The following is a 6,443-nucleotide window of genomic DNA, read 5'->3' on the forward strand; positions in this document are numbered from 1 at the left end:
ACCCAATGGGTGATAAGAAAAATTCGTAGATTTCCTTTAAATTAGGAACATTCTACGAATTTTTATATTTTCATGAATAATTCAGGTTTATGTTTTTTTACCATTTTAGACACATGAAAGCTAACCAAATACTCTAATTTCAAAGAGCTTTACTGCAAAACTTTCGCTAGACACTGTTCAAAAATCAAGATGAAAGCGTTATAGAAAAAATACCATAATAAAAGATATTTGAAAATCGATGCAGCTATTTTATACAAAAAAAGATCTCAGCTTATAACTATTGCTGAAATCTTTTTTGATTGTTAAAAAATTTAGAGGTCCATTCACTAAATAAATAATAAATGTTGTTATTGTTTCTCCAATAATATATTTAATTCATCATTCAAATTTTGCATTGCCAACTCAATATCCTCATTTGTATCAATGACTCTTCGAATTTCACTATCTGCCATCGAATACAATTGATCATAGCCATCCAGCTTTTTTATCGTGATTGCTTGTTCCATCATATCATCAAAAAAATCTAAATTATAATTTGAATCCAATGGCGCATCCTCTTGAATATACTTAGTCACATTTTTGGATGTCGACACATTCTTCAACACGGAGACACCCTGCGAATATTTAAACAAACTCTCTTGCGTTGTCTCATCATAACAAAGTAACTTCAAAAATTCCCAAGCCATTTTTTTCTTAGAAGACATTTTACTGATTCCACAAAGTAAACTATCCATTTGCGATACATTATTGCCACTAGGTCCTGCAGGCATTGGAAGACAATCCCATTCAAAACTTGAATATTTTTTAACGCTCCAAGGATACGGTTTATATGTTCTATACTCACTAAACATCATTGGACAAAAGGCAATCTTGCCTTTATCAAACAATTCACTTGTCACATTCTGATTTCGATTTAAACGATTTAATTGACGCACAAATTCAATAGCTGAATACACATCCTGTTTCTGTAAAGTACACTTCATACTTTCTTCATCATACAACGCCTGTCCATTCGAACTTAGGGCATTTCGCCAAGTATAGCCATACTCTCCAAATTGATCGATTTCTCCATCACCATCCGTATCCACAGTCAATTTTTCACAAATTGAATAAAAATCATCCCACGTCCAATCCACATTTGGAATCGCAATCCCATTTTCTTCTAATAACGTTTTATTCACAAACATCAAAGTTGGTGAACTTTCATATGGAAGTGCATATTGATGATCATATATATTTCCTGCATTTAATGTTGTTGAAAAATAGCGATTTTTATTAAAGTCTGCATCCGTCTGCATAAACGTATCTAATGGTTCTAACATTCCCACCTTAGCATATGTAGAAAGGTCATCACTCAACACCATAAACACATCGGGCAATTTACCATTTAAAGCTTCCTTTGAAACCCAATCTGAATAATCCTCTTTTAAGATTCCACTCACATATTCCACTTGCACATTGGGATGTGTTTTCTCAAATCGTTCAATCACATCATCAATAATTTTGCCACTGTATGGACTTGGCACATTCCAGTTACTACCCGCAAATACACCTATCGTTAAAACAATGGGTTTTTGTGTATAATAAAATGTAGCTGCCAAACAACACACCAATATGGCTATCAAAAAAGTTCTTAATCTTTTTCTCACCATTATTTATTTCCCCTAGACAAATACCAAATAGCCAATTGTGTGCGATCTCTTAAATCCAATTTATCCAAAATCACACTTAAATAGTTGCGAATCGTACCCTCACTAAATCCAAGTTTTTGAGCAATTTCTTTATTCGAATAGCCATGTCCAATTTGTGCAATAATTTGTCGTTCTGTATCACTCAAGTCAAAATCTTCTTCATGCTCAAGACTAAATTCCGAATTCGAGTTTGCCATTTGCGAAAAGAACTGAGCAACTTTTCCTGCCACATTCGGATTAAAACAAGCTCCCCCAGATAATACACTATGAATAGCTGAACTCAATTCTTCTAAGGAACAACCCTTTAAAAGATAACCACTTGCACCATATTTTAAAGCATCATAAATATATTCGTCATCATCAAATGTTGTTAATATGATGACTTTTATATTTGGATATTCTTTCTTCACAATTCGCGTACAATCCACGCCACTCATATTTGGCATACGCACATCCATCAAGATAATATCTACACTTTCTGTTTTTAAAGAATCTAATACTTCTTGCCCACTACCAACCACTTTTACAACTTCAAAACTTGGATCCGAATCTAAAATAATCTTTAAGCTTTCTCGAATGAGCTGCTGATCATCCGCAATCATAATTTTAACCATTATTCTCTCCTCTTCTCATTGGTATTTCTACAATTAACTCAAATCCATTATCGCCATAATAACGAATTCGTCCCTGTAATAAATTAATACGTTCCGTCAAATGATGAATACCAAAGCCCGGATTTACATCCTTACATCCTTGACCATTATCTTCAATAATTATAATCAAATTATTATCGGCTTGCGCAATCGAAACATAAATTTTTGTTGCATGACCATGCCTTACAGAATTGGTCATCCCTTCTTGCACTACACGATACACAATTTCTTCTTCATCTGCATTTAAATTCACCAAAGGCAAATGACACAAATAAAGAATCGTTACATCCGTCAATTTTTGAAAATCCATGATCATCATATCTAAAGCTTCTTTTAATGAATAGCGTTCTAACGCATCTGGCTTCAATTTATCCACTGAACGTCTGACATCTGTTAAGCCTCGTTTTGCGCTCTCTTGCAAAATACCCAATTGTGCTTTTGTGACATTGACATCCCTATCAATCATCACTTGACAAGCCTCAAGACCAACACTTAATCCCGTTAAAGTATGCCCTAATGTATCATGAATTTCACGGGCAAGACGGTTTCTTTCTTTGGTTTCACCCATTTTTTCACGCAAATTCGCATAACCCTTTAGTTGAATATTCAAGCGTTTCAATTCAGCATTTAATGAAGCGAACTTTTGTGTTTCATTCATCTGCTTTTGTAGATACAGGAATATATAAGCAATAAATAATACAATATTTAAATTGGTTAAAGTAACCTCAATACCCATCAATAAGCCTTGTGTTCTTGAATTATATACAGACAAATACTCCTGGAATGAAATCATAGGAATATAATTGGATAAATATCCATAATTTGAAAACATATATGCCAAAAAGACAAGTATGATGCAAATTGAACGATCAAAAGGTTTATCTACATACATCAAACAATCGGCAATGACGATAAATAAGATACATGTTGCACTAAAGGAGATATTCTTCATCAAAATCAAACTGAATCCTAACTCAATAAAGATAGGAATCATTTGGTGATGATAAAAAAATTTGAGTTTTGGACGAATGGACACAAAACAAAATAACGCAATAAACATAAATATAGAGATATAAAAAGAACGCATTGGAACGTTGGAAAGCGTAGATATATTTTTTATAAAATCGGATGCATAGCCACTTTTGGTCACATGTACCAACGTATAATACATCACAATTGCGGTGTACCACACAGTAAAAAAACTAAAAACCCACATACAGACATAGACAAGCCATACATTATATTTTTTAATATTTTGTATCATTGCCAGCCCTCCGTAGAATAATCTTGAACATTCTCTTTTGTGATGATTTGCACAGGACTCATTTCATTTTTATTCTTAATTGTTTCTTGCGAAAACAATTTATAAATTGCCTCCCCAGCCTTTTTTCCAAACGTCTTTGGCGATTGTGCCACAGTTGCAGCCATTTTACCTTCTGCAACCATTTCTTTTGCCTCCGGCGTTCCATCAATGCCATAAACATATTTATCTTTCAACATATTATTTGATGAAAGTGCAGCCATTGCCCCCATTGCGCTTGGATCATTCAAACACATTACAACATCAAATTCGATTCCTTCCTCAATAAAAGATTCCATTTTGGGCATGGCCACCTCTAATTGTCCATCACACTCCATACGCTTGACCACTTTATAGTTCTCATTGGATTGAATGGTATCCTCAAATCCTTTAATACGTAAGTAGCCTGAACGAGTCGTGGAGTGTTGTAAAAGAACAATATTAGCATGATCAAGCTTGCGCATCATATCCTTTGCACATTGAACACCCGCATCATAGTTATCACTGACAATACTATAAGTAACGTTCTTATTATGTTTTACTTCCGTATCCACTACAATCACAGGAATATGATTTCTGTATGCTTCTTTTAATGAATCTTCTAACCCCTCATAATCAACAGGCGCAATTACTATGGCATCGACTTGTTGTTCAATCAAATAGTGAATTTGTTCCTTTTGTTTCTTTAAACTCATAGCTGAATCCAAAGTGATGAGCTGATCTCCATGTTCTTTTAAGATTCTAGAAATTTCCTCATTGATTACGGAATAAAACGTATTGTTGTAGGTCATATAAGTAGCTCCTATCTTACGTGGCTCCGTCGAATTATATATCATATTTGATTGCGTAGTCGTATTAATCAAGTAATTACTGCCAATCGCAAAGGCTAGACAAATCGTTAAACAGAAGATAATATACGCAAATGATTTTGGCTTCTCCATTCAAATCTCCTTCCTTACAGAAAATGTCGCATTACTGCGACACTTTTTTATAACACTTTTTGTAGAACATATACAAGGATTGCGATAACAATAGGTACAATAAAAATCATTGAATATCCACGTACAAATTTTGTTTCTAAAGCTTTAAATCCTAAATCATCATAATAGAATCTTTCATCATTTGTTTTACCAACAACACCTTCTTCTATTAGATTCGAAATTGTATAACTAATTGTTGAAGTAGCATAAGGCAAATTTTTAAACGCACTCACATCTACCGCACTTTTTTCATCTACTGCCCCTCTTTTTTTCAAAGTATCCATTACCATTGAAGCAGCTGTTGCCTTTGCTCCTTTTTTTCTTTTTCTAGACATTTTCTTTCCTACTTTCTATATCTATAGCTTGAGCTACACTCTTTACACACATGCCATATACCTTCAAACTCTCAGGTGCATGATCCATGACATATGTATTCTTTAAGTTTTTTAATATGCATAAGTCATTTTCTCCATCTCCAATAAAAATCGCATCTTCGACAGGTAAATGACAAAAGGCTTCCCATTTGTTTGTACCTTTTTTTGTGATCTCAATATAATCTTTTGAAGTAGCCATTACTTCATAATTTTTAAACAAGTCTCTAAATTGATTCAATAACAAATCTAAGTCATTTTCAACATACATACTTAACTTGGCTAACCCTAAATCTCGTGAATTTAAATATCCCAATATATCTATATTTGAAAATCGTCCTAAACTCGGTTGTTTCTTTTCAAAACTATGAAGTCTTTCTTTTCCATAAGATGAAACAGGATAATAGCGACTTCCTACTTCGTCTGTATAAAACAAATCCAAATTATATTTTAGGATCTCTTTACACATTTGTATTCCATCATCTAAATCAATTAAAGAAGAATACACATTCTGATCTTTATAATAGGCGTTTGCCCCATTATCTGTAATCATATATTCACATGACAATTGATATTTAGAAGCAAGTTCCATACAAAAAGCATGATCTCTTCCTGTCACAAATCCAAATGAATGTTTTTGTGTCCATTGATGAATTGAATTCACGTCTTCTTCTGTAATAGTTCCATTTGAATTCATTAAAGTTCCATCTAAATCGGATAAAAACAACATTATTTATGACGCTCTTTCTTTGCTTTTTTAAATGCTTTTTGTTTTTCCTGTAGCTTTTCACCAATTTTCTTAGTAACAACAATTTTATCACGATTGCTCATTAACACTGTGCAATTATGTGTAATGACACCATTTTTAAATTCAAAATTTGCAAGCATGCGATAACGATAATATGTATCTTCAAAAAAGAAGCCGTCTTCTGTAAAATAAACACGACGATGTGTATATGAATCAATAGACAATCCTAAGAATACCAATCCAATACATCCATACGCTAAATAGTAATAATAGGTTTGTCCATTGGAAGCTAATTTTGGTGCCATAAACATTAAAACAAATGCCACAACAGCCATCGCAACCATGACCCATACCCAATATCCACCATCTACCATTGTTTCGTAATGTTTATGTGAATTTTTAAAGTTTTCAAATTCTTTTTTGTAGGCAATTCCACCTTTTAAGCTTTGATAAAAAATGAATGCCATATATCCAACTAATACTACACCCACAATAACTTTAAAAAATATATTATTTGAATCCATAAATCATTCTCCTTCTTAACCACAATAAGCATTATATCATCATTTCATGCTATAATAAAAGTATTGTTGGAGGTAGTTTATGGTGCGCCAGTTCGGTGCAGTTGATTTAGTTAGGTGAAACTCCTAACCTGGTAACTCTTGGAGCAAAGAGGCCAGTATCTAGTCCTTGGGCATTG

General features: G+C 33.2%; 7 protein-coding genes. All 7 read right to left on the minus strand.

Going from position 1 to position 6,443, the window contains the following annotated elements; translation table 11 throughout:
* Positions 1–347: 347 nt before the first annotated feature.
* From ACZQCL_RS05140 to ACZQCL_RS05170, 7 genes are read right to left on the minus strand one after another with little or no spacing between them, the layout of a single operon-like run.
* Complete coding sequence (locus ACZQCL_RS05140) at positions 348–1,652, minus strand: ABC transporter substrate-binding protein (protein ID WP_417404559.1); 1,305 nt, start codon at positions 1,650–1,652, stop codon at positions 348–350.
* Positions 1,652–2,305 (minus strand): response regulator transcription factor, encoded by a 654-nt coding sequence (locus tag ACZQCL_RS05145; RefSeq protein WP_118320729.1) that lies wholly within the window; start codon positions 2,303–2,305, stop codon positions 1,652–1,654. Before ACZQCL_RS05145 ends, ACZQCL_RS05140 begins: the two co-directional genes overlap by 1 nt.
* Positions 2,298–3,608, minus strand: a complete 1,311-nt coding sequence (locus ACZQCL_RS05150) for a sensor histidine kinase (RefSeq protein WP_482482046.1) — start codon at positions 3,606–3,608, stop codon at positions 2,298–2,300. The genes ACZQCL_RS05145 and ACZQCL_RS05150 overlap by 8 nt, the downstream gene beginning before the upstream one ends.
* Complete coding sequence (locus ACZQCL_RS05155) at positions 3,605–4,585, minus strand: sugar ABC transporter substrate-binding protein (protein ID WP_482482048.1); 981 nt, start codon at positions 4,583–4,585, stop codon at positions 3,605–3,607. The genes ACZQCL_RS05150 and ACZQCL_RS05155 overlap by 4 nt, the downstream gene beginning before the upstream one ends.
* A 47-nt stretch (positions 4,586–4,632) precedes the next feature.
* Entirely contained in the window at positions 4,633–4,959 is a 327-nt protein-coding gene (locus ACZQCL_RS05160) for a hypothetical protein (RefSeq protein ID WP_003866142.1), read from the minus strand.
* On the minus strand, positions 4,952–5,725 hold the full coding sequence (locus ACZQCL_RS05165; RefSeq protein WP_278513153.1) for an HAD-IIB family hydrolase: 774 nt from the start codon (positions 5,723–5,725) through the stop codon (positions 4,952–4,954). Before ACZQCL_RS05165 ends, ACZQCL_RS05160 begins: the two co-directional genes overlap by 8 nt.
* Entirely contained in the window at positions 5,725–6,267 is a 543-nt protein-coding gene (locus ACZQCL_RS05170) for a hypothetical protein (protein WP_003866144.1), read from the minus strand. Before ACZQCL_RS05170 ends, ACZQCL_RS05165 begins: the two co-directional genes overlap by 1 nt.
* Positions 6,268–6,443: the final 176 nt, after the last annotated feature.

It is taken from the genome of Holdemanella sp., from assembly GCF_056804935.1.

Coding starts and splice junctions, on each gene's coding strand:
- ACZQCL_RS05140 (WP_417404559.1), bottom strand. CDS start 1,652: ATGGTGAGAAAAAGATTAAGAACTTTTTTGATAGCCATATTGGTGTGT.
- ACZQCL_RS05145 (WP_118320729.1), bottom strand. CDS start 2,305: ATGGTTAAAATTATGATTGCGGATGATCAGCAGCTCATTCGAGAAAGC.
- ACZQCL_RS05150 (WP_482482046.1), bottom strand. CDS start 3,608: ATGATACAAAATATTAAAAAATATAATGTATGGCTTGTCTATGTCTGT.
- ACZQCL_RS05155 (WP_482482048.1), bottom strand. CDS start 4,585: ATGGAGAAGCCAAAATCATTTGCGTATATTATCTTCTGTTTAACGATT.
- ACZQCL_RS05160 (WP_003866142.1), bottom strand. CDS start 4,959: ATGTCTAGAAAAAGAAAAAAAGGAGCAAAGGCAACAGCTGCTTCAATG.
- ACZQCL_RS05165 (WP_278513153.1), bottom strand. CDS start 5,725: ATGTTGTTTTTATCCGATTTAGATGGAACTTTAATGAATTCAAATGGA.
- ACZQCL_RS05170 (WP_003866144.1), bottom strand. CDS start 6,267: ATGGATTCAAATAATATATTTTTTAAAGTTATTGTGGGTGTAGTATTA.